Here is a 16,490-nt window from a genome sequence, read left to right as displayed (position 1 = left end):
GACTCCATTCGAGGATTCTGTGGAAGGTGACTCGAAGGATCACACGGTGACCGCTTCCATGCCGACAGCCACACGCTGCCGGTCACAGTCCTGGTCACCGAGTTACACCACTCTATGGGGCACTACTGGTACCGCACAGCCACATCCTTGAAGGAGGTCGTCGACTACGGGACGGCTCGGCGGAACAGGCTGTCGCGGCCGATCAAGGGCAAGCTCGACAAGCACGGCGAAGGTGCCGGCGAGCGGCACGCCCAGACCATCGTGATGCAGTTACCCATGTACTTGCTTGAAGAGGACGGCACCTTCTACCACCCGCTCGGCAAGGACGGGCTGCCGAAGGACGGCAAGGACGACCGCCCGCTGGTCTCGCTCCCCCGCTACCGGATCAAGCCGGAGATGCAGAAGGAGGCCGATCGATACGTCGAGGCGGTGATGGACTTCCAGGCGGCGCTGCTGCCCGGTGGTCAGGATGCGATCCACGGCGGCTCCTTGAACCTGGACGAGCACCGGCCGCACCTGCAGCTGTTGGTGGACCCCTTCGCGGCGAATCCGCGCGGCAAGGAGCCGGACGCGCTGCTGAACTCGTTCAGCTACACGTTCGGCAGGCATCCGAAGGACAAGATCAACTTTCCGTTGCGGCAGAAGGTTGACAAGCGGTCCCGCCGGCCGGTCTTCGACAAGGCCGGCGATCCGGTCATGGTCGCCATCGGTGCCGACGGCAAGATGGAGATGTACCACCAGCGCTTCAAGGACTACTTGGTCGAGAAGGGCTTCGCGATCGAGGCCGAGCGTGATCCGGTGCGCCACGATCGCCGGGTCGTCGGCGACATGATCGACTACGGCGAGGCGATGGACGCCGCCCGCGAGGCCCAGGAGCAGTCGCAGACGGCGATGGCTGATCTGGGCGCGGCGCTGGAGACCGAGGACTCGGCCGCGGGGCTGATGGCAGATCTCGCGGCCGAGATCGATGTGCAGAAGGTGGAGCTGGCCGCCGAGCGGCGCGCCGCTGATGCCCGTGCGGCCGAGGTCATCGCCGAGGCGGAGCGCACTCTGGCCGCTGCGAAGGAGAAGGCCGCACACGCTGAGGCCAACGGGTACGACGCGGGCCTGGCCGCCGGTGTGGCCGAGGGGCGGGAGCAGGGTCGGACCGAGGGACTGGCAGCGGTCGAACGGGAGCGTCAGGCCGGCTACGAGACCGGCCGGGCCGAAGGCCTGTCGGCCGGTCGTGAGGAGGTGGCCGCCGAGCACACCGCCGCGCGCCGTGCGCGGGAGCAGGCCCAGGCCGACGCGAAGAAGGTCGCCGAGGCTCTTGCCGAGGCTGAGCGCCGCCGCGATGCCGTTCCCGAGTACGACCCGGTCGCAGCTGTCCAGGCCATGGAGGTCGCGAGGTTCGACGCCGGGGAGCGCTTGCGGATTGTGCAGCGAGACGACAACGGCGCAATCGTGCGTGACGAGGCGAACAAGCCGGTCATGGTGAAGGTCAACGACGAGCTGGACCGCGAGGGCGCGCGCCTGTACCGCGGCCGCAGCGCAGGGGCCGGGATGACCGTCGGTGACCGTGCCAAGCAGTTCAAGGGTTCACTCCGCGGGGGTCAGCACGAGATCAGCAAGGGCGCTGAGCAGAGCAAGCACCGCGGACAGGAAGGGATGAGCCGATGAGCGATGTGACTCCGCAGGAGATGCGGGACGAGGCCGACCGGCTGGACCGCGAGGCAGCGCTGCTGGAGAAGTGGGCGGCCGAGCGGTACGACGACAGCGCGCGGCTGTATCGCGGCGGGTCATCGACGTTCGTGATGTCGATCGACACCGCCGATGGCTACATGAAGGAGGCCAGGCAGATGAGGATCGACGCGAGGGACTTCCGGCTGATCGCCGATCTGCGGGAGCGCCAGGCCGCTGAGCGGGCCGGCGGCGAACCACCGGCGCCGGGACAGCCCCGGGCCGGATGACACGAGGAGAGAACCGATGGCAACCGATGCACAGGAGCGGGCCGGACACGTCGACGCTGAGCGGGTGGCCGCCATGAGGGCCATGCTGAGCGAGCCCGGCGGTGAGGCGGCGATCGCCCAGCGCTACGGCGAGGCGGCGCTGCAGTCCGATGAGTTGGCCACAGCCCGGAGCCAGCAGAAGGCCGCCACCGCGCGCCAGCGCGAGCAGCGGGAGAAGATCGCCCGGGCGCAGCAGGCCAAGGCCGAGCAGCGACAGCAGGCGCAGCGCCAGGCCCAGGAGGCGCGGACCCCGGAGCAGCTCAAGGCGACGCTGCGCGAGGGCCGCAGCGAGGTGAACAAGACCGGCCAGCAGGCCGCGAAGGCCCGCGAGCAAGCACGTGAGTCGGCTCTGAGCCGGTAGTGCGGCGAAGAACAAGACCCCCGACACCGATGGTGTCGGGGGTCTTGTCGTCGGTACCGCTCAGTCGAGCAGGTCGGTCGCGCTGATGTCCGGGAGCCGGACTTTCACCCCGGCCATGCCCTTCAGGATGAGCCGGCCCTCACCCTTCTCGCGGGGTAGCAGCTGCGAGTAGTTCATCTCGGCGGCCGCGCGGCTCTGCGAGACCCGGCCGCCGGCGTCGACGCTGGCGGTGACCCGTTCTTCCGGGAGCATCGCCGCGGCAGCGCTCTTGAGGATGTCCTCTTCGTTGGCACCGGGCAGGATCAGGGTCGCGGGCATGATGCGGCGCATGACCTTCGCGTCCGCCTGACCCCAGAGCGCTTCGAGCTGTGAGCTGTCCTGCATCGCCATGCACAGGCGAATGCCGAGACCTCGGCCTTCGGAGACCCAGCCCTGTACGCGCTGAGCGGGCAGTTTGGTGCCGTTGGTGAACTCGTCGAGCACGAACAGGACGGCCCCGAGTTCGCCGGCGTCGATCAAGGGCACGCGCTTGCGCCAGTAGTTCACGATGGATACCAGAATGCTGCTCACCGGCACTGCGGCGCCCTCCATCGGCGCGACGATGTACAAGGTGGCAGCTCCGCGGGTCAGCAGCTCCGGCGTGAACGGCTCATACTCGACAGGGCCATCGGTGCCGGCGATGTCGGTGTCGGCCCACTGGTTCAGGGCGTCGATCATGTTCATGCCGACCGAGTCGCGCTGCTTCGGATCCATCCGCTTGGCCACCATCAGCGAGTGAGCGTGCCGCGACTTCAGCAGGCGTGCGCGCAGGTAGGCACTGTTCCAGTTCGGCGTCTCCAGCTCGAAGTCGTCGCTGTCGACGTCGGGAACCTCATCGGGACCGGGATCTTCACAAGCGTCGACCGCCCATTCGACGCCCCCGCCCCAGACCCTCGCTCCAGTCTCGGGGTCCGGGTACCAGCCCGCAGCGCGGAGGATCACGGCGAGCCGCCGGCGCGAAAGGTTCTTCCAGAACTTCGCATCGCCGTCGCTCCCGGAGCTGATCTCCTGCAGGAGATCAGCCATTCTGAGCGCGTCGTTGTCGTTGTCGATGAGGGCGCACGGATCGGGACGAACACGGGTGACGGGCACACCCCTCAGATCGCCTTCGGGCACCTCGTTACTGAGATCCATCAGGTACACCGGCCCACGCTGGGCTCGCTTGCGGATCGATGCGGCCGCGACATCACCCTTGCTCGACAGGCTGACGACCGGCCGGCCGACCCAGCGAATGATGTTGGGGATCAATACGGTCCGCGACTTGCCCTCACCGGTGCCGCCGACGACCATCAGGTGCGGCGCGGTGCGGGCCACGTCTCCGTGCTTGAGTCCGCGGTTGGCGCGGTCGGTGATCACCGCGCCGTCCGGCACATCGAGCAGGCCTGCGTAGGGCTCGTCGGGCAGCGGCCGAGGCGTGCGCGGTGTGCTCTGTTGCGGGGCCGCCTTGCTGAAGATGCTCACTTGGTGGTCCCCCATCGTGCGGCGACGGCGATCTTCGCGCCGTCACTGAGGCGCTGCGCGGCTGCGGCCTTCTCGTCGGCGATCGCCTGCATGACCGCCGGGTCGTCGAGATGGGCGAGCGCGTACCGCAGCAGTGCCCTGGCGAATAAGCCCGTGGTAAATGCACTCGTCTTCGCGGCCTCCCGGAACGCCTCCAGTTCTTCGCTGGTCAGCGGTACCGCCTGGTGCTTGTCGAGTGTGGCCATGAATAACCCCTTTCGTAATCGCCGCAGGTCAGCGGCGGTTTCCCTGTTGACTACGATACCCCAAGGGGTATAGATTGTGGCACACATCTTCGATTGCCCAGTGGGGTATCGCACATGGGAAAGGAAGGGCATGAGCAAGCAGGACAGGGGCGGCCGTCGCAGGGTCAGCCCCCGGATGGTCGCGAAGGCGGGCGTCATCGCGGCGATCTTCGTCGCCGGGCTGATCGTCGGCGGCGGATGCAGCAGCAGCGGTGGCGGCGGTGTCGACCGCGGCGACATCGTGGCGTGTCTGCCGCTGATGGACGCCGCAGCGCTGGATCGGTGCGTGGCGCCGTGAGTTCGCACCGCTGGGAGCGCGAGCGCGCGGCGTGGGCGCAGGACCATTCGCGGGCCGGCACGAGCGGCCGCCGGCGCGCCGAGCTGCTGGCCCGCGAGGCGCGCCGGGGACAGTTGGCCGGTGCGGGCGTCGGTGCTGCACCGCTGCAGGACGATGTGACCCCGCCGCTGTGGCGGCGGCTGCTGACCGGTGAGGACGTCGGCCTCGGCAAGAAGGTCGGCCTCGGCGTCGTGGGCGTCCTCGGCGCGGTGATCGGCGGAGCCGGGATCGCGGCGGGTCAGGGTGTCTACAGGGTGCTGTACCGGATCTCGCCGCGGATCGGTCGCCTGTGGTGGTGGCCGTGGGCAGTGCTGGCCACTCTGCTGCTGGCGCTGCGCTGGATGCTGACCGACTGGCCGTGGTTCGGCGTCTGGTTCGGCGTCGGACGGTACTTCCCCGGCGACTGGATCGGCTTCGGCGGGTGGGTCGGCTGGCTCGACTTCCAGCTGATCGTCGCCGCGGCGACGACTGCCTATCTGATCAGGGTCTGGGGCTGGCCGGGCGTGCCGCGCGGGGCCGTGGCTCCCCCGGAGCGCAACAAGGACGGCAGCTTCTACGTCACGCCCGACAAGGACAAGGCCCGGCTGGACCCGCTGGCTGGCTACGACGACACCGACTTCTGCGCCGGCACCGACGAGCTCGACGACGAGCGACACGCCTACGAGAACTACGACTACGACAACGAGGAGAACTGACATGACCAAGGACAAGGGCGCAGCGCTGCTGAAGCTGAACCGGGGCGCTGAGCTGGTGGCGCAGCTGGAAGACGCTCTCGGGGCGAACGCCGTCTGGGACGCGCTCGCGGCGGACGCGCGCCACCAGATCCGGATCGGTGCGCGCAGCACCGATCCGCTGGAGCTCGCCGGCGCGCTGGAGGAGATGGCGGAGGAACTGCGTGAGATGTCGCGCGAACAGGCCGCTGAGGCTGAGACGGTGCGTCGCCACAGTGCGGCCGAGATCGTGGCGGCGTTCGGTGAGGGTGCCGCTGACGACGAGGAGACGGGCCAATGAGCTCACAGCAGATCGAGATCAACATGACGTCGGGCGCGAGCGAGATCGTGCGCTTGGTCGCCGTGATCCTCTTCTTCGGCGGCGTCGGCGCGTTGGCATGGAGCGTGGCCGACTCCGGCTACGCCGAGCTGGCGGGGACCGGGCTGGCGGTGATGATCGTGCAGGTCGTCAAGATGCTCTGGGCCAAGGGCGCGGTCAGCGCACCGACGAAGGATTCGGCGGCGCCGGAGACGTTCACCGAGACCCGGGGAATGCTGGCCCGGGTCGCCGGCGAGTACCGGGCGTGGATGACCGGTGCTGGGATGTTGCGGATCGTGCTGCTGGCCTTCACCTACGCGATCGCCTTCCTGATCTTGCGCGCCGGGATGGTCTCGGCGCTGACCGTTTTCAAGAACCTCTACATCGCGGCAGGCTGTGCGGCTCTGATCGGCGCGTTCATCGTCATGCCGAACTTCCTGAAGGCCTACGTGGACCCTCTCAAGAAGAAGGGCGTCCTACGACCGGAGGCGCTCGCGCAGCCCGCACCCGCATCGGCACCCGCACCAGCACCCACGCCGCAGCCGACACCCGCACCTGCCCCCGCACCGGCCAAGAGGGTCGTCGTGCGCAAGACCATCAAGAAGGAGAACGACAATGTCTGAAGACAAGTACTACGACGAGGACGGTAACGAGCTGACACCTGAGGAGGTCGCCGCGCTCGGAGACGACATCGAGATCGTCGAGGAGTCGGTCGAGGCGCCTGCTGCGAAGCAGCCGGCCGCCGAGACCCCGGCCGCGCAGCGCGGCCGGGTGCCCAAGGCCCTGATCGGGGGCGTCGCGGTGCTGGTGCTGGCCGTCGGCGGTGGCGTGACGTATGCCATGCACAGCCTCGGCCAGCAGAACACCGTGGAGGATGTGAAGGCTGGGGCCGCCGCGAAGTCGTCGGAGGTGCGCGAGGCGGTCGAGGACAAGAAGGCGGAGGTGCGTGAATCGGTGGCTCCGTCGGCCGAGCCGGAGCCGGTCCGCACCGGTACGCGGGTCACGGGCGCAAAGTGTCTGGACCCCGCGGCGGCGCAGTGGGACGGCGAGGGTGACCCGCCCGATCACCGCCTGCGCCAGGAGTCCGCGGCGAAGCTGCCGTCCTCGGTCTCGGCGCGAGTGCGCAAGCGTGACACGCGCAACCCGAGCGAGATCTCGATCGTGCAGAACGGGCAGAACCAGCTGCTGGTGTACGCCTCGGACCCCGCCGGCATCTACACCAGGGCAAAGGTTTCCATCGCCGCCGGCCTGCCGGTGGTCCTGGGAAGCGGCAACGTCGTCGAGGTCGGCGCGGACGACCGCGATGTCTGCCCGACGAACGCTCGCCCGACGGCGTATGCGGTCGTCGATGGGAAGAAGGAGCGTGCCGTCGAGATCGTCGCGAGCAAGTCGGTGGGCGACACGATGTACGGCGTCACCGCTTCTGGTGAAATCGCCGAACTGGTGCTGGAGAAGATCGAACCGGAGGGTGCCGATGACACCGCGGAGTCGGATGAGACCGACGAGGCGGACGAGGCAGCGGAGTCGGAGTCGGAGCCGTCTGACAACGAGAAGTAGGACGACAAGCAACGAGAAGAACCCCCTGGTGCGGCTCGCGCACCAGGGGGTTCTTCGCTGTTCAGGGTACGGGGCCTACAGGTCGCCCTTGGAGCGGTTGCAGCCGACGCAGAGCATCTGGCCGTTGTCGACTTCGGTCTTGCCGCCCTTGGACCACGGCACGATGTGGTCGGCATCCATCTCGCTGAGCTCGAACACCTTCTGGCCGTCGTCGTTGCCGACGGTCTTGCACTTGGTGCCGTTGGCGCAGCGGCCGCCCTGCCCCTCGTACATCTCCAGCCGCTGATCGTCGTCGAACGCTCGCAGACTCAGGTGCTTGGGGTCGCGGGTCAGAACGTACTGGTACACGCCGCGGTTGTTGCCGACTTCCTTGTCCTGGACCAGCGCGGTGATCTCGGCCTCCAGCGCGTCGGTGTCGAACGACTGCTGGCCGTACTGGTCGTACAGCGGCCCCCAGGGCTGGCCCTTCATCTGCTTGCGGTACTTGGGGAAGGTGTCTTCGACCCAGTAGATGACGCTACGGAAGTACGACCACAGTTCATTGGCGTTCTGGTCGTGCTGGTGCTTGGCCATGTACTGCTTGTGGTGGTCGAGACCGTCGCGCGCGGAGATCCACTTCAGCGCCGTCTCCAGGTACTTCTGGCGGATCGGTTCGCCGACGAGGTATTTCTCGCCCAGGCCGTAGGCCGCGCCGCCGGTCTTGGAGAAGATCGACTTGGCGTGAGTCAGCCAAGGGCCGTAGTAGGTGGCGTTGAGCAGCTCCTGGTCTTCGAGCTTCTCCCCGGCGATGTTGATGGTGCGGAACCAGTCGAGCTTCTCGGAGTCCTCACCGCGGCAGCGGTAGACCAGCAGCTCGTAGTCGAGGAACTTCTCCCGCTCGTCGGGGGTGAGGTTCGGGAAGCCCTTGAGGTTGCCGTTCACGTCGACGGAGAAGTCGCCGTTGGCGTACTGACTCAGCGACACGGTGCGCTGCTGGCCGTCGAGGATCTCGAACGTGCCGTCGTCGTTCTCGACCCAGTAGAAGACGTTGAGCGGGAAGCCTTTGAAGATGGTGTCGATCACCGCGTCGCGCTGCTTCTGCTTGTAGACGAACTCGCGCTGGTACGGAGGCCTGATGTTCAGCTGGCCGCCGTAGCCGAAGACGCCGCCCTCACCGTCGTCGGTGTAGCGGTCGACGACGTCGCGGATGGTGACCGGGTGCAGTTCGATGTCCATCAGGCGTCTCCGATCCGTTTGATCAGGATGCGCTCGTAGACGCCGGTGTATCGGCCGTCTCCGGTGGGCAGGAACAGCTTGCCAGTCCCGCCGACGATCCTGCCGTCTTTTGCGTACGCCTCCGGCTCGGCGTAGTTCCTCATCGGTTCGGCGTCGCGGGTGCTGATGCCGACGATCTGGAACTGCTCGGGGCTGTACTTGTCGAGGAAGGTGATCGGAACGCCCATGACCCCGTCGTAGTCGAACGGGATCTCGGCGACCTTGGCGACTTCGATAGCCGGGTAGTTGACGTACTTCGGGTACTCGTCGGCCTTGTAGCGCTTGTAGAGCGTCAGTGGCTCGTGACGCTTGGTGGTGTCGAGGTTGGTGTACCAGTAGATCCGGCCCATGCTCAGGTACTTGACGCCGTCGACGATCTTCTGCCTCGAAGCGGTCGCGATCTCGTAGTCCATCGGCACGCGGAACCACTTGGTGCCGCCGTTGTCGTAGCCGAACCAGAGCTTGTTCTCGGTGACGTAGGGGAAGATCTCCGAGTGCTTGGCGTGGTTCTGGTCGCCCAGGACCAGGAACTTCTTGTCGTGCGCGATCAGCTGGTGGATGTACTCCTTGAACAGCGAGAACGGCGGGTTGGTCACGACGATGTCCGCCTCGCCCAGGAGAGCCTCGACCTCTTTGCTGCGGAAGTCGCCGTCGCCGGAGAGCGGGGTGACCGCGTTGGCGTCGTGGCGCAGCAGGTGCTCGACGTCGAGCAGGTCGATGGCGCCGTCCTCGTTGAGATCGACCACCTCGGTGATCTCGACCTTGTAGGCGGTCTTGGTGGGCTCGGCATCGCGCATACCGGCGGCTTCGAACAGCGGGAGCTGCGAGCCGGCGATGGGCGATCCGACGTAGGAGGTGGCGATGAGCTTCTTGAGCTTCAGGTGGTTGAAGTTCATCGCGAAGTACTTGAAGAAGTTCGACTCGTAGGGGTCGTCGCAGTTGCACAGCACGACCTTGCCCTCGAACTGCGGCCGGTAGTGCCGCAGCTCCTTCTCGATGTCGACCGTGCTGGTGTACCACTCGTCCCGTTTGGCCGACTGCGCCTTGCTCAGCGTCGCGTTTCCTGCCATCGCCCCTGCTCCGTTGCTTTTCCTGATCAGAGCTAACGGTAGTCGAGATATGGGGCGAACCGGGGGAACGCACGGCCTGTGGTCCCTTGCAGCGCCGCGGCTCGGCACGAAAAGACAGAACCCGCTGCACCGATCGGTGCAGCGGGTTCTGGTGTGTCAGCCCTCGGCGTAGGCGACCAGGCCGTTGAGAGCCTCGTAACCAGTCGGCGCCGCAGTGACGACGACGGCGTAGACACCGTGGACGTGGGTGTACTCGGGTCCCTCGCCGCTGTACTCGATGAGGGTGTCCAGCGCCCAGTCGGCGAGCCGGTCGGGATCGGTCATCACCGCGGCCGCGGGCGCGTCGACGACGACGACCTCGTCGTGGATGAACTCCCGGCCGAGCTCGGAATAACTGTTCGTGATGCGGACGGTGAGACTGATCGGTTTGGTCACTGGTGCTCCTCTCGGGGTTTGATGACGCGCAGGTCGAGCTGGTTGGCGATGATCTCGGTTCGAATGAGCTCTTCGCCCCGCCAGCAGAGGACGACGCTGATCTCGGCGAGCGCGTGATCCCCTGGCTCGCTCAGATCGACACTGCGCAGCAGCGTGATCGTGCCGGTGAGTTCGTTGCCGAGATCGAGCAAAGTGTCGCCGTGTCGCAGTTCGTGGACCGCGACGATGGTGAAGTCAGCGAGATCGGGTTCGTGCGGTTCATAGGTCACGGAAGACGAACACCCCGCCTTCAGAGTTCGGCTCGATGCTGTAGTCGAACTTCAGATCGTGGATCCAGGAGTCCCAATCGAAGTACCTCACGGCGACGTGATCTTCGGGCAGGCCATCGAACATGTCGGTGTCCTCGGACAGCTGGCAAGCGTAGGTGCGGAAGTCCGGCCAGGTGCCAGCGAAGCGTTCCTCGAAGTCGCCGGTGCTGGGCATGCCGTCTCCGTCCTCGACATAGGCCCCGCTGCGCACCCAGGCGCAGAAGGCCGGCCAGGCGTCATCGCCGATCTCCTCATAGAGAGCGCCCCAGCGGGCCGCCTCCAGAAGATCCATCTCCCTGGCTTCGGGGAACCCCTCAACGTCATACGCCCAGATCTCCTCGCACTCGGGTGTGGCCGGGGGCCCGCTGCGGTGCACATCGGCAAGGCCGATCGTGTCGGCGTCGACGGCACTGAACCACTCTCCGACCAGGTGGCCGGAGTTGAAATGGTGCATGCAACCGGCCCAGATCGTGGGTTCATGCGCGGCGGATACGGACATGTGGAGCCTCCTCGAATCGGATTCGAGAGGGCCATTGGCCGCGGCTGCGCCGCTGCGGTGAAAGCGAGCACCCCCGCACCGGGGCTCGGTGCGGGGGTGCTGGTGAGGTCAGGCGGCGGTCGCGCGACCCAGGGCGGCGAGCAGCCACCGGCCGTGGTCAGCGGCGCTGTCGAAGTGCGTCGCGGTCGCAGCGTCAGTGAGCACCGTGGCCTGCTTGATGCGCCCCTTCGTCGTCATCACGACCGTCAGCAGTTCGGTGCCGCCGACACTGAGACGGTGACGGATCAGGTCGCCGCCGCGGTAGCCGGCGCCGGGGATCGTCTCGCCGGGGCACCGGTGCCCGCCGGTCAGCGCGCTGGCGGGGATGCCGGTGTCGACGACGGTGCAGGCGCCGGTGCGGGCGACCGGGGCGATCGTGACCAGGGCGTTTGCGCTGAAGGTGCCGGTGGTGTCCACGGTGATCGCCGCGGCGGGGTCGCGCAGGGTGGTGCCGGTGAGTGAGTCGATGATCATGGGGGTTCTCCTTGTGATGGTTGGAGTGAGCGCGCGGTTTCGCGCTCACATCTCCCCGCGGCCCGGGCTCCGCCCGGGCTGGACCCGCGCGCGATGCGCCGCAGGCGCTCCGGGCGAAGCCCGGCCCCCTGTCAGGCGGGATGGCGTCGGCGAAGCCGACGCACCCGGGCGAAGCCCGGTGAGTGGTGTGGTCAGCGGGTCCGGCACGGGATCTCGTGGCGGAGAAAACAAACACCCCCTGCACCGACCCGGTGCAGGGGGTGTTCGACGCGGACGACGCGGACCATCACGACCGCATCGTCTACCCATCATTGTGGCGGGGCCTGCGGCCCCGTGCCACCAGTGGAACGTATAGCGATAATGTATGTTATCGACCAATCATTCTCGGTACGCTGGGCACATGGACATCGAGGTGTACGAGGGGTTGAACCGAGAGAATCTGACGGCACCGGCACATGTGCCGGCCGCGGTGGTGCGCGCGGCGGTCGACGACGCGCGCAGCCCGGTGCCAGCCGGCGTGCACCGGTCGGTGGCGCTGGCGGTGGCGCGCGGGTCGGAGAAGACGGCGCGGCTGCGATTGGAGCGGCTGGCCCGAGTGGTGATGTCGACCGGACAGGTCGACTCCCCCGTGGCGGTGTGGTCGACCGACTGGAGCGCGCTACCGGACGAAGCATTCGAGACGCTGGACAGGAGCATCGGTCAGACATGGGGCGCGGCGTCCACGCGCAACGCGATGAGGGACTCTGTCAGAGCGGTGGTGCGCGCCTGCCGGGACGCGGGGCTCATGACCCACGACGCGGCGACGGTGGCGCTGAGCGCGCTGCGTCCGGAGCAGATCGGCCGCGACGAGGAGAAGCAGGCGCGCGGCCACATCGGTGCTGCGACGGTCAGGGCCGCGTTCGCGGCGATGGCCGGCGACGAGTCGCTGACCGCCCGGCGCGATGCCGCGCTGATCGCACTGTTGGTCGGGGCCGGCCTGCGGCGCGAGGAAGCGGCGGCGCTGGACCTGGCGGACCTGGACGGTGGGCGCGAGACGCTGGTCGTGACGGGCAAGGGCGCGGTGGTCCGGTCGGTGCCGCTGGCGCCGGGCGTGCGCCGGGCGGTGGTCGCGTGGCTGGAGGTGCGCGGCGAGGACGACGGCCCGCTGCTGACACCGATGAGCAAGACGGTGCCGCGGGTAGCGGTGGTCGGCGGGCGGTTGTCGGTGAACGCCGTCGCGGCCGCGGTCAAGCGGCGGTTCGCCGGCGAGGACGAGGCTGTGAGGCCGCACGATCTGCGGCGCACATTCGTCGGAGACCTTCTCGACACCGGCGCGGACCTGTCGTCGGTGTCGAAGATCGTCGGGCACACCTCACCGTCGACGACGGCCGGCTACGACCGACGCGGGATCGAGGCCCGGCGTGCAGCGGTGGAGAAGCTCAGCGTGCCGTTCGTGTAGCGGCGAGCTCACCGGGTCCGCCAGGTCGAGTCCCCGCGGATCGCCCGGGCCGAAGCCGGGCGCGGCGGCGGGTTGGACGGGGCGACCCCGTCCCAGGCGGCCACGGTCTCGTAGTCGATGCTGCGGCTCACCGATTCGGCCAATGCGGCCAGCCGGGCCGGAACGGCGGCGATGGCCGCCTGGCGGGCCTCGTCGATCAGGCCGTTGAACCACTCGTCGGGGTCACCGCCGGAGCGGGCGATGAGCTTGTCCAGGTATCGGGCGGCGGCTTCGTCGCGGACGTGGAAGCTGACGTGCAGGGGATCTTCTTTGGTCATGGGGCTGTGCCCTTCCCGGTGATGCGCGCCAGACCGGCGGCCACGGCGTCGTCGAAGCTCTGCTCGCCGCGCATGGCCGCGGAGATCTCGGCGTCGGAGGCGGCGCGGTCGTCGGGGCTCATGGTGAACTCGGCCGCGGCCAGCACTCCGTCGGCCTGGGCCAGGGCGCGGACGATCTGGTCGTCGGTGGCCGGGATGAAGTCGTCGGTCATGGGGCGTCCTCGTCGTCGGTGAGGTCGCGCAGGGTGGCGTCGAGACGGGCGCGAACGTGGGCCGGGATCGGGGTGGCCGCGGCCGCGACGATCAGCTCGGCTTGGTAAACGGCATTGAGCGCGTTGCCGATCGGCTGGGTCTGCTCGAACAGCGCGTCGATCTCTTCGGGTGTCAGATCATCCTCTTCGTCCATCGCTCCAGTACATCGCACCAACCGGCACCACGTCGTCTGAACCGGGCCGGCCAGGGAGCGCAGCGACCTGGCCTGCCCGGGTGCCCCCGGCGGGGCGTCAGGCGTACGAGACGTAGACGGCAGTAATCCCAAGTTCGTCAAGTAGCTCCCACACACCAATGCCGTTGTACTTCGGGAACAACTCGTCCAGTTGCCGTCCTTGAGACAACGACGCCCAGTCGGGATCACCTTCACGTTCAGCGAAAGCGGTGGTGAGGCGCTGGATGACATCAGTTCGCAGTCCTGTGCGGGCTGGGGCGTAGGAGACACCCATCTTTTCCGCGGCAGCGGCGGCCGCGATGTCGATGGCCCAGGCTTCGGGGATCAGCTCAATCGCGGCGTTCAGCAAGCCTTTGTCATCGGGGGTACCTGACGAGTAGAGGTAGTCGGCGTCACCGGGCACAACTGCGTTTGCGTCATTGTGCTGCTCGATGGCTTCGGCAAGGTTCATTGAACGCGCTCCCGGCGACAGGCGCCCGAGGGCGATCAGGTGCTCGCGGTACCCTTCGTCGCCCGCAGCGTCGATGAGCAGTCGACCGAGCTTGTAGGCGCTGACCGGGTCGAGATCGATGATGTCAGCACCGGCGCTGACGACGGTGATGAGCGCGGCGTGGCCGGGCAGGACGTCGTCAGTGCGGGTGACGGCCAGGCGGGCGCCGGAGCGGCTGGTGAGTGGGGACATGACGGCCTCCAGGGGCTCAGTGGACAGGTCACCGAGCCCCCGGTGGCCGCTGCGCGGCCTCAGATGCCGTAGTCGAAGTCGATCAACATGAACGTCGATACCCAGACGCCGAGCACGCACCAGGCGACAAGGCTGCCAATCACAGCGACACCGCCGGCCCACCGCTTCCGGCACGTCGCTCGCGCGGCCGCGCTGATGTCCAGGACGGCGAAGCTCAGCATGAGCAGCGAGACCGGGATCAGCAGCAGCCGCGGCCGACTGTGCATGATTCCGCCCGAGCCCAGGACGATGACGGCCACGCCGACAGAGAACAGCCATGGCTGCCAGGGCAGGCGGCCGCGCACGACCGGCCACAGTCCCGCCGCGCATAGCGCTGCCGCGACGATCATCGACCACGCCGAGATCGTGTACCCGGCCGCGGTCGCGTCCGCGAAGCCGCCGACAACGTGATCACCGATCCAGCCGACCGTCGACCGCCCCCAGTCCCATCCGCTACCCCACCCACGGTCTTGGATGGCGAAGTATCCTCCGGCGCTGCGTGTTTGAGCGCTGGCCCAGAGCAAGTAGCTGCCGATCCCCAGTGCTCCGACGATGGGCGCCGTCACGGCCGCCCAGGGAAAAGTCGTGGCCGCGAAGGTACCGCGTCGTCGCCAGTAGTCGATGAGCTCGACCGCTGCCGCGATGGCGAGCGTGACGACCAGGGCCGCGCCGGTGAGGCGGGCGAGGCCGGCGGCCAGGACCAGGACACCGGCGACGCCGAAGCGGCTGCGGATCATCGCGACGAGCGCCCATACCGCCAGTGCGGTGAACAAGGACTCCGAGTAGGGCATCTGGTAGACGATGCCCATCGGTGCGCCGAAGACTACAACGGACGCGACGACGGAGACGGCGATCGAGGCGGCCAGGCCGGCCTCTCGGCCGGTGGCCCGCGTCCAGATCTCCAGGGCCAGGGCGGCGGCGCCCCAGGCCAGAGCGAGCGAGGCTGCTGCCGACGTGACGACGGCGGCGATGAGCGTCGCGTCGTCGACGCCGAAGATCGTCAGCGGCGCGTCGACGACGCGGACGGCGGTCGGATAACCGGGGAAGAACGCGACGGAGCGCAGTATCGTCGGCTCGGCGGGATCAGCGGTGTATGTGAAGCCTGCGTAGCCGTGGTCGGCGATCAGGGTCATCCACTTGGCGTCCCACTGGGTCAATGCGGCGCGGAGAGTCGAACCATGGCCGCGGGCCGCGACGTCGACGAAGAGGAGATTGAGCAGCCACACCACCAGCGCAGCCGCGGCCGCGCTGGTGCCGACGATGAGTGATGAGAGCCGGGCGTGCCGGACCGGAGCCGCTGCGGCGGTCAGGGCGTCATAGCGTGGACGGTCGAGCGTGCAGATGGCCATCGAGAGCCCCTTCCGAAGTGATGCGGGGACGACAAAGGCCGCCGCTGCCGTGCGCAGCGGCGGCCTTGTGCGGCGTGAATCAGTGGATGTTCGCTTTGAAGAGGTGGGTGCCGTCACGCAGCAACACCCACACCGCGGTCTTGTCGAAGGCGTCGGCGAGTACTGCCAGGCCGTAGTGCATTTCCGGCTCGCTTCCGTTCGAGCCCGCCGGGATCACGATCCCGTCGCTCGCGGTGATCCGGAAGTAGCCCTGCCGAGCCTTCTTCTGAAGATCGAACGCCTCTGGTGTTGCGCCGTTCTCATAGCTCCTGCTGGAAACCAATGCACCGTCAGGGGTGAAGATCGCAACCGCCGGAGAGTCGTAGCCAGGCGTGTTGTTATTGATGACCACGCCGATGTTCTTGTCTTGGTACTGAGCTAGAGAACACCGGTCACCCGAGCACTCCTTGAGCCCCGTGGCGATATCGCTCGGCAGGGCATAAGCCTCTACGAGGCGCAGGTAGAAGGACGGCGTGTCAGAGACACTTTTCCACTCCGCGCCACGCAACCGCGCATTCGGCCTGATCTGGTCATCACTACGGCTATTGCCGCCGCTGTCCATCACCGTCGAGTCGTGAGCGCTGGACGCAACGTCGCCTCCATTGCCCCCGGCACACGACGCAACAGTGATGACCAGGACCAGGAGAACGGCGAGGCCACCGGCGACGACCGCGAGGACACGGCGCGGGATGGCCGCGAGCTGTGCGGCGATGCCGCTGGCTGCGGGTCGGCCAGGCTGAGCCATAGCCAGTTCATGGAGTTCCTGCGGCGTCCACGGCGGCGCTTGCGGATCGCGCAGGCGGGCGTCGTAGATCGACTTCTTCGCGGGATCGCCGAGGATCGCGCGGGCCTGTTCGGCGAGGTGCCGATCAGAGCCGGGAGGGGTCTGGGCGATGCGGTGGGCCAGCTGTGCGAGCAGCGCGTGCGGCGGAGCGGCCGGGTTCAGGCCGAGCACGGCATAGTAGTCAGTCGGCTGGGCAGAGCCGGGTGAGGACATGATGAATCCCTTCACGGGTGTGAGTGAGCAGCCGACCGCGTGAACCGCG

Annotated in this window: 23 protein-coding genes; 9 read left to right on the top strand and 14 right to left on the bottom strand. The window is 67.8% G+C overall.

The features are described 5' to 3' along the window. Nucleotides 1–147: 147 nt before the first annotated feature. From ABD989_RS12875 to ABD989_RS12865, 3 genes are read left to right on the top strand one after another with little or no spacing between them, the layout of a single operon-like run. On the top strand, nt 148–1,659 hold the full coding sequence (locus ABD989_RS12875; RefSeq protein WP_345313784.1) for a hypothetical protein: 1,512 nt from the start codon (nt 148–150) through the stop codon (nt 1,657–1,659). Further along, complete coding sequence (locus tag ABD989_RS12870; RefSeq protein WP_345313783.1) at nt 1,656–1,949, top strand: hypothetical protein; 294 nt, start codon at nt 1,656–1,658, stop codon at nt 1,947–1,949. The genes ABD989_RS12875 and ABD989_RS12870 overlap by 4 nt, the downstream gene beginning before the upstream one ends. Nucleotides 1,950–1,965: 16 nt before the next feature. Beyond that, nucleotides 1,966–2,349: a hypothetical protein gene (locus tag ABD989_RS12865; protein ID WP_345313782.1), complete on the top strand. Its 384-nt coding sequence runs from the start codon at nt 1,966–1,968 to the stop codon at nt 2,347–2,349. 60 nt (nt 2,350–2,409) lie between these two features. Here the strand turns inward: ABD989_RS12865 and ABD989_RS12860 are convergent, their stop codons facing one another. Beyond that, entirely contained in the window at nt 2,410–3,849 is a 1,440-nt protein-coding gene (locus tag ABD989_RS12860) for a type IV secretory system conjugative DNA transfer family protein (protein WP_345313781.1), read from the bottom strand. Beyond that, nucleotides 3,846–4,094 (bottom strand): hypothetical protein, encoded by a 249-nt coding sequence (locus ABD989_RS12855; RefSeq protein ID WP_345313780.1) that lies wholly within the window; start codon nt 4,092–4,094, stop codon nt 3,846–3,848. Before ABD989_RS12855 ends, ABD989_RS12860 begins: the two co-directional genes overlap by 4 nt. A 130-nt stretch (nt 4,095–4,224) precedes the next feature. Between ABD989_RS12855 and ABD989_RS12850 the strand changes: the two genes are divergently transcribed. Genes ABD989_RS12850 through ABD989_RS12830 form a run of 5 tightly spaced genes read left to right on the top strand, consistent with a single transcriptional unit; the run spans nt 4,225 to nt 7,056 of the window. Beyond that, nucleotides 4,225–4,431 carry a hypothetical protein gene (locus ABD989_RS12850; protein ID WP_345313779.1) on the top strand — a complete coding sequence of 69 codons (207 nt, stop codon included), beginning with the start codon at nt 4,225–4,227 and terminating at the stop codon, nt 4,429–4,431. Next, nucleotides 4,428–5,165: a hypothetical protein gene (locus ABD989_RS12845; protein ID WP_345313778.1), complete on the top strand. Its 738-nt coding sequence runs from the start codon at nt 4,428–4,430 to the stop codon at nt 5,163–5,165. The genes ABD989_RS12850 and ABD989_RS12845 overlap by 4 nt, the downstream gene beginning before the upstream one ends. A gap of 1 nt (nt 5,166) precedes the next feature. Further along, nucleotides 5,167–5,481 carry a hypothetical protein gene (locus tag ABD989_RS12840; RefSeq protein WP_345313777.1) on the top strand — a complete coding sequence of 105 codons (315 nt, stop codon included), beginning with the start codon at nt 5,167–5,169 and terminating at the stop codon, nt 5,479–5,481. Beyond that, nucleotides 5,478–6,122, top strand: coding sequence for a hypothetical protein (locus tag ABD989_RS12835; RefSeq protein ID WP_345313776.1), 645 nt, complete (start codon nt 5,478–5,480; stop codon nt 6,120–6,122). The genes ABD989_RS12840 and ABD989_RS12835 overlap by 4 nt, the downstream gene beginning before the upstream one ends. After that, complete coding sequence (locus tag ABD989_RS12830; protein ID WP_345313775.1) at nt 6,115–7,056, top strand: hypothetical protein; 942 nt, start codon at nt 6,115–6,117, stop codon at nt 7,054–7,056. Before ABD989_RS12835 ends, ABD989_RS12830 begins: the two co-directional genes overlap by 8 nt. A gap of 75 nt (nt 7,057–7,131) precedes the next feature. On the opposite strand, the gene ABD989_RS12825 is transcribed toward ABD989_RS12830, so the two are convergent. From ABD989_RS12825 to ABD989_RS12800, 6 genes are all read right to left on the bottom strand, one after another. After that, a complete protein-coding gene (locus ABD989_RS12825) occupies nt 7,132–8,271 on the bottom strand; it encodes an HNH endonuclease family protein (protein ID WP_345313774.1) in 1,140 nt (379 codons plus the stop codon). Then, a complete protein-coding gene (locus ABD989_RS12820; protein ID WP_345313773.1) occupies nt 8,271–9,380 on the bottom strand; it encodes an adenine-specific methyltransferase EcoRI family protein in 1,110 nt (369 codons plus the stop codon). Before ABD989_RS12820 ends, ABD989_RS12825 begins: the two co-directional genes overlap by 1 nt. 156 nt (nt 9,381–9,536) lie before the next feature. Next, entirely contained in the window at nt 9,537–9,815 is a 279-nt protein-coding gene (locus ABD989_RS12815; RefSeq protein WP_345313772.1) for a hypothetical protein, read from the bottom strand. Further along, on the bottom strand, nt 9,812–10,084 hold the full coding sequence (locus ABD989_RS12810) for a hypothetical protein (RefSeq protein ID WP_345313771.1): 273 nt from the start codon (nt 10,082–10,084) through the stop codon (nt 9,812–9,814). The genes ABD989_RS12815 and ABD989_RS12810 overlap by 4 nt, the downstream gene beginning before the upstream one ends. Continuing rightward, a complete protein-coding gene (locus ABD989_RS12805) occupies nt 10,074–10,622 on the bottom strand; it encodes an antirestriction protein ArdA (protein WP_345313770.1) in 549 nt (182 codons plus the stop codon). Before ABD989_RS12805 ends, ABD989_RS12810 begins: the two co-directional genes overlap by 11 nt. A gap of 108 nt (nt 10,623–10,730) precedes the next feature. Further along, nucleotides 10,731–11,135, bottom strand: coding sequence for a hypothetical protein (locus ABD989_RS12800; RefSeq protein WP_345313769.1), 405 nt, complete (start codon nt 11,133–11,135; stop codon nt 10,731–10,733). Nucleotides 11,136–11,535: 400 nt separating this feature from the next. On the opposite strand from ABD989_RS12800, the gene ABD989_RS12795 reads away from it, so the two are divergent. Next, complete coding sequence (locus tag ABD989_RS12795) at nt 11,536–12,573, top strand: tyrosine-type recombinase/integrase (RefSeq protein WP_345313768.1); 1,038 nt, start codon at nt 11,536–11,538, stop codon at nt 12,571–12,573. Between the two features lie 8 nt (nt 12,574–12,581). On the opposite strand, the gene ABD989_RS12790 is transcribed toward ABD989_RS12795, so the two are convergent. The 6 genes from ABD989_RS12790 to ABD989_RS12765 all read right to left on the bottom strand — a co-directional run bounded on the left by ABD989_RS12790 (nt 12,582) and on the right by ABD989_RS12765 (nt 16,456). Further along, nucleotides 12,582–12,890, bottom strand: coding sequence for a hypothetical protein (locus tag ABD989_RS12790; protein WP_345313767.1), 309 nt, complete (start codon nt 12,888–12,890; stop codon nt 12,582–12,584). Then, on the bottom strand, nt 12,887–13,102 hold the full coding sequence (locus tag ABD989_RS12785) for a hypothetical protein (protein ID WP_345313766.1): 216 nt from the start codon (nt 13,100–13,102) through the stop codon (nt 12,887–12,889). The genes ABD989_RS12790 and ABD989_RS12785 overlap by 4 nt, the downstream gene beginning before the upstream one ends. Next, nucleotides 13,099–13,296, bottom strand: coding sequence for a hypothetical protein (locus ABD989_RS12780; protein WP_345313765.1), 198 nt, complete (start codon nt 13,294–13,296; stop codon nt 13,099–13,101). The genes ABD989_RS12785 and ABD989_RS12780 overlap by 4 nt, the downstream gene beginning before the upstream one ends. 97 nt (nt 13,297–13,393) lie before the next feature. Further along, on the bottom strand, nt 13,394–14,017 hold the full coding sequence (locus tag ABD989_RS12775) for a hypothetical protein (protein ID WP_008376919.1): 624 nt from the start codon (nt 14,015–14,017) through the stop codon (nt 13,394–13,396). 59 nt (nt 14,018–14,076) lie between these two features. Then, nucleotides 14,077–15,405, bottom strand: coding sequence for a hypothetical protein (locus ABD989_RS12770; RefSeq protein ID WP_345313764.1), 1,329 nt, complete (start codon nt 15,403–15,405; stop codon nt 14,077–14,079). Nucleotides 15,406–15,484: 79 nt separating this feature from the next. Then, entirely contained in the window at nt 15,485–16,456 is a 972-nt protein-coding gene (locus ABD989_RS12765; protein WP_345313763.1) for a hypothetical protein, read from the bottom strand. Nucleotides 16,457–16,490: the final 34 nt, after the last annotated feature.

The sequence above is a fragment of the Gordonia alkaliphila genome (genome assembly GCF_039542465.1).
GTDB lineage: Bacteria > Actinomycetota > Actinomycetes > Mycobacteriales > Mycobacteriaceae > Gordonia > Gordonia alkaliphila.
This window is presented reverse-complemented; position numbering and strand designations above follow the sequence as displayed.

What these genes read in the sequence shown, in the direction of transcription:
- ABD989_RS12870 (WP_345313783.1), top strand. Translation starts at nt 1,656, where the DNA reads ATGAGCGATGTGACTCCGCAGGAGATGCGGGACGAGGCCGACCGGCTG.
- ABD989_RS12865 (WP_345313782.1), top strand. Translation starts at nt 1,966, where the DNA reads ATGGCAACCGATGCACAGGAGCGGGCCGGACACGTCGACGCTGAGCGG.
- ABD989_RS12855 (WP_345313780.1), bottom strand. Translation starts at nt 4,094, where the DNA reads ATGGCCACACTCGACAAGCACCAGGCGGTACCGCTGACCAGCGAAGAA.
- ABD989_RS12850 (WP_345313779.1), top strand. Translation starts at nt 4,225, where the DNA reads ATGAGCAAGCAGGACAGGGGCGGCCGTCGCAGGGTCAGCCCCCGGATG.
- ABD989_RS12840 (WP_345313777.1), top strand. Translation starts at nt 5,167, where the DNA reads ATGACCAAGGACAAGGGCGCAGCGCTGCTGAAGCTGAACCGGGGCGCT.
- ABD989_RS12835 (WP_345313776.1), top strand. Translation starts at nt 5,478, where the DNA reads ATGAGCTCACAGCAGATCGAGATCAACATGACGTCGGGCGCGAGCGAG.
- ABD989_RS12830 (WP_345313775.1), top strand. Translation starts at nt 6,115, where the DNA reads ATGTCTGAAGACAAGTACTACGACGAGGACGGTAACGAGCTGACACCT.
- ABD989_RS12825 (WP_345313774.1), bottom strand. Translation starts at nt 8,271, where the DNA reads ATGGACATCGAACTGCACCCGGTCACCATCCGCGACGTCGTCGACCGC.
- ABD989_RS12820 (WP_345313773.1), bottom strand. Translation starts at nt 9,380, where the DNA reads ATGGCAGGAAACGCGACGCTGAGCAAGGCGCAGTCGGCCAAACGGGAC.
- ABD989_RS12805 (WP_345313770.1), bottom strand. Translation starts at nt 10,622, where the DNA reads ATGTCCGTATCCGCCGCGCATGAACCCACGATCTGGGCCGGTTGCATG.
- ABD989_RS12800 (WP_345313769.1), bottom strand. Translation starts at nt 11,135, where the DNA reads ATGATCATCGACTCACTCACCGGCACCACCCTGCGCGACCCCGCCGCG.
- ABD989_RS12795 (WP_345313768.1), top strand. Translation starts at nt 11,536, where the DNA reads ATGGACATCGAGGTGTACGAGGGGTTGAACCGAGAGAATCTGACGGCA.
- ABD989_RS12790 (WP_345313767.1), bottom strand. Translation starts at nt 12,890, where the DNA reads ATGACCAAAGAAGATCCCCTGCACGTCAGCTTCCACGTCCGCGACGAA.
- ABD989_RS12785 (WP_345313766.1), bottom strand. Translation starts at nt 13,102, where the DNA reads ATGACCGACGACTTCATCCCGGCCACCGACGACCAGATCGTCCGCGCC.
- ABD989_RS12780 (WP_345313765.1), bottom strand. Translation starts at nt 13,296, where the DNA reads ATGGACGAAGAGGATGATCTGACACCCGAAGAGATCGACGCGCTGTTC.
- ABD989_RS12775 (WP_008376919.1), bottom strand. Translation starts at nt 14,017, where the DNA reads ATGTCCCCACTCACCAGCCGCTCCGGCGCCCGCCTGGCCGTCACCCGC.
- ABD989_RS12770 (WP_345313764.1), bottom strand. Translation starts at nt 15,405, where the DNA reads ATGGCCATCTGCACGCTCGACCGTCCACGCTATGACGCCCTGACCGCC.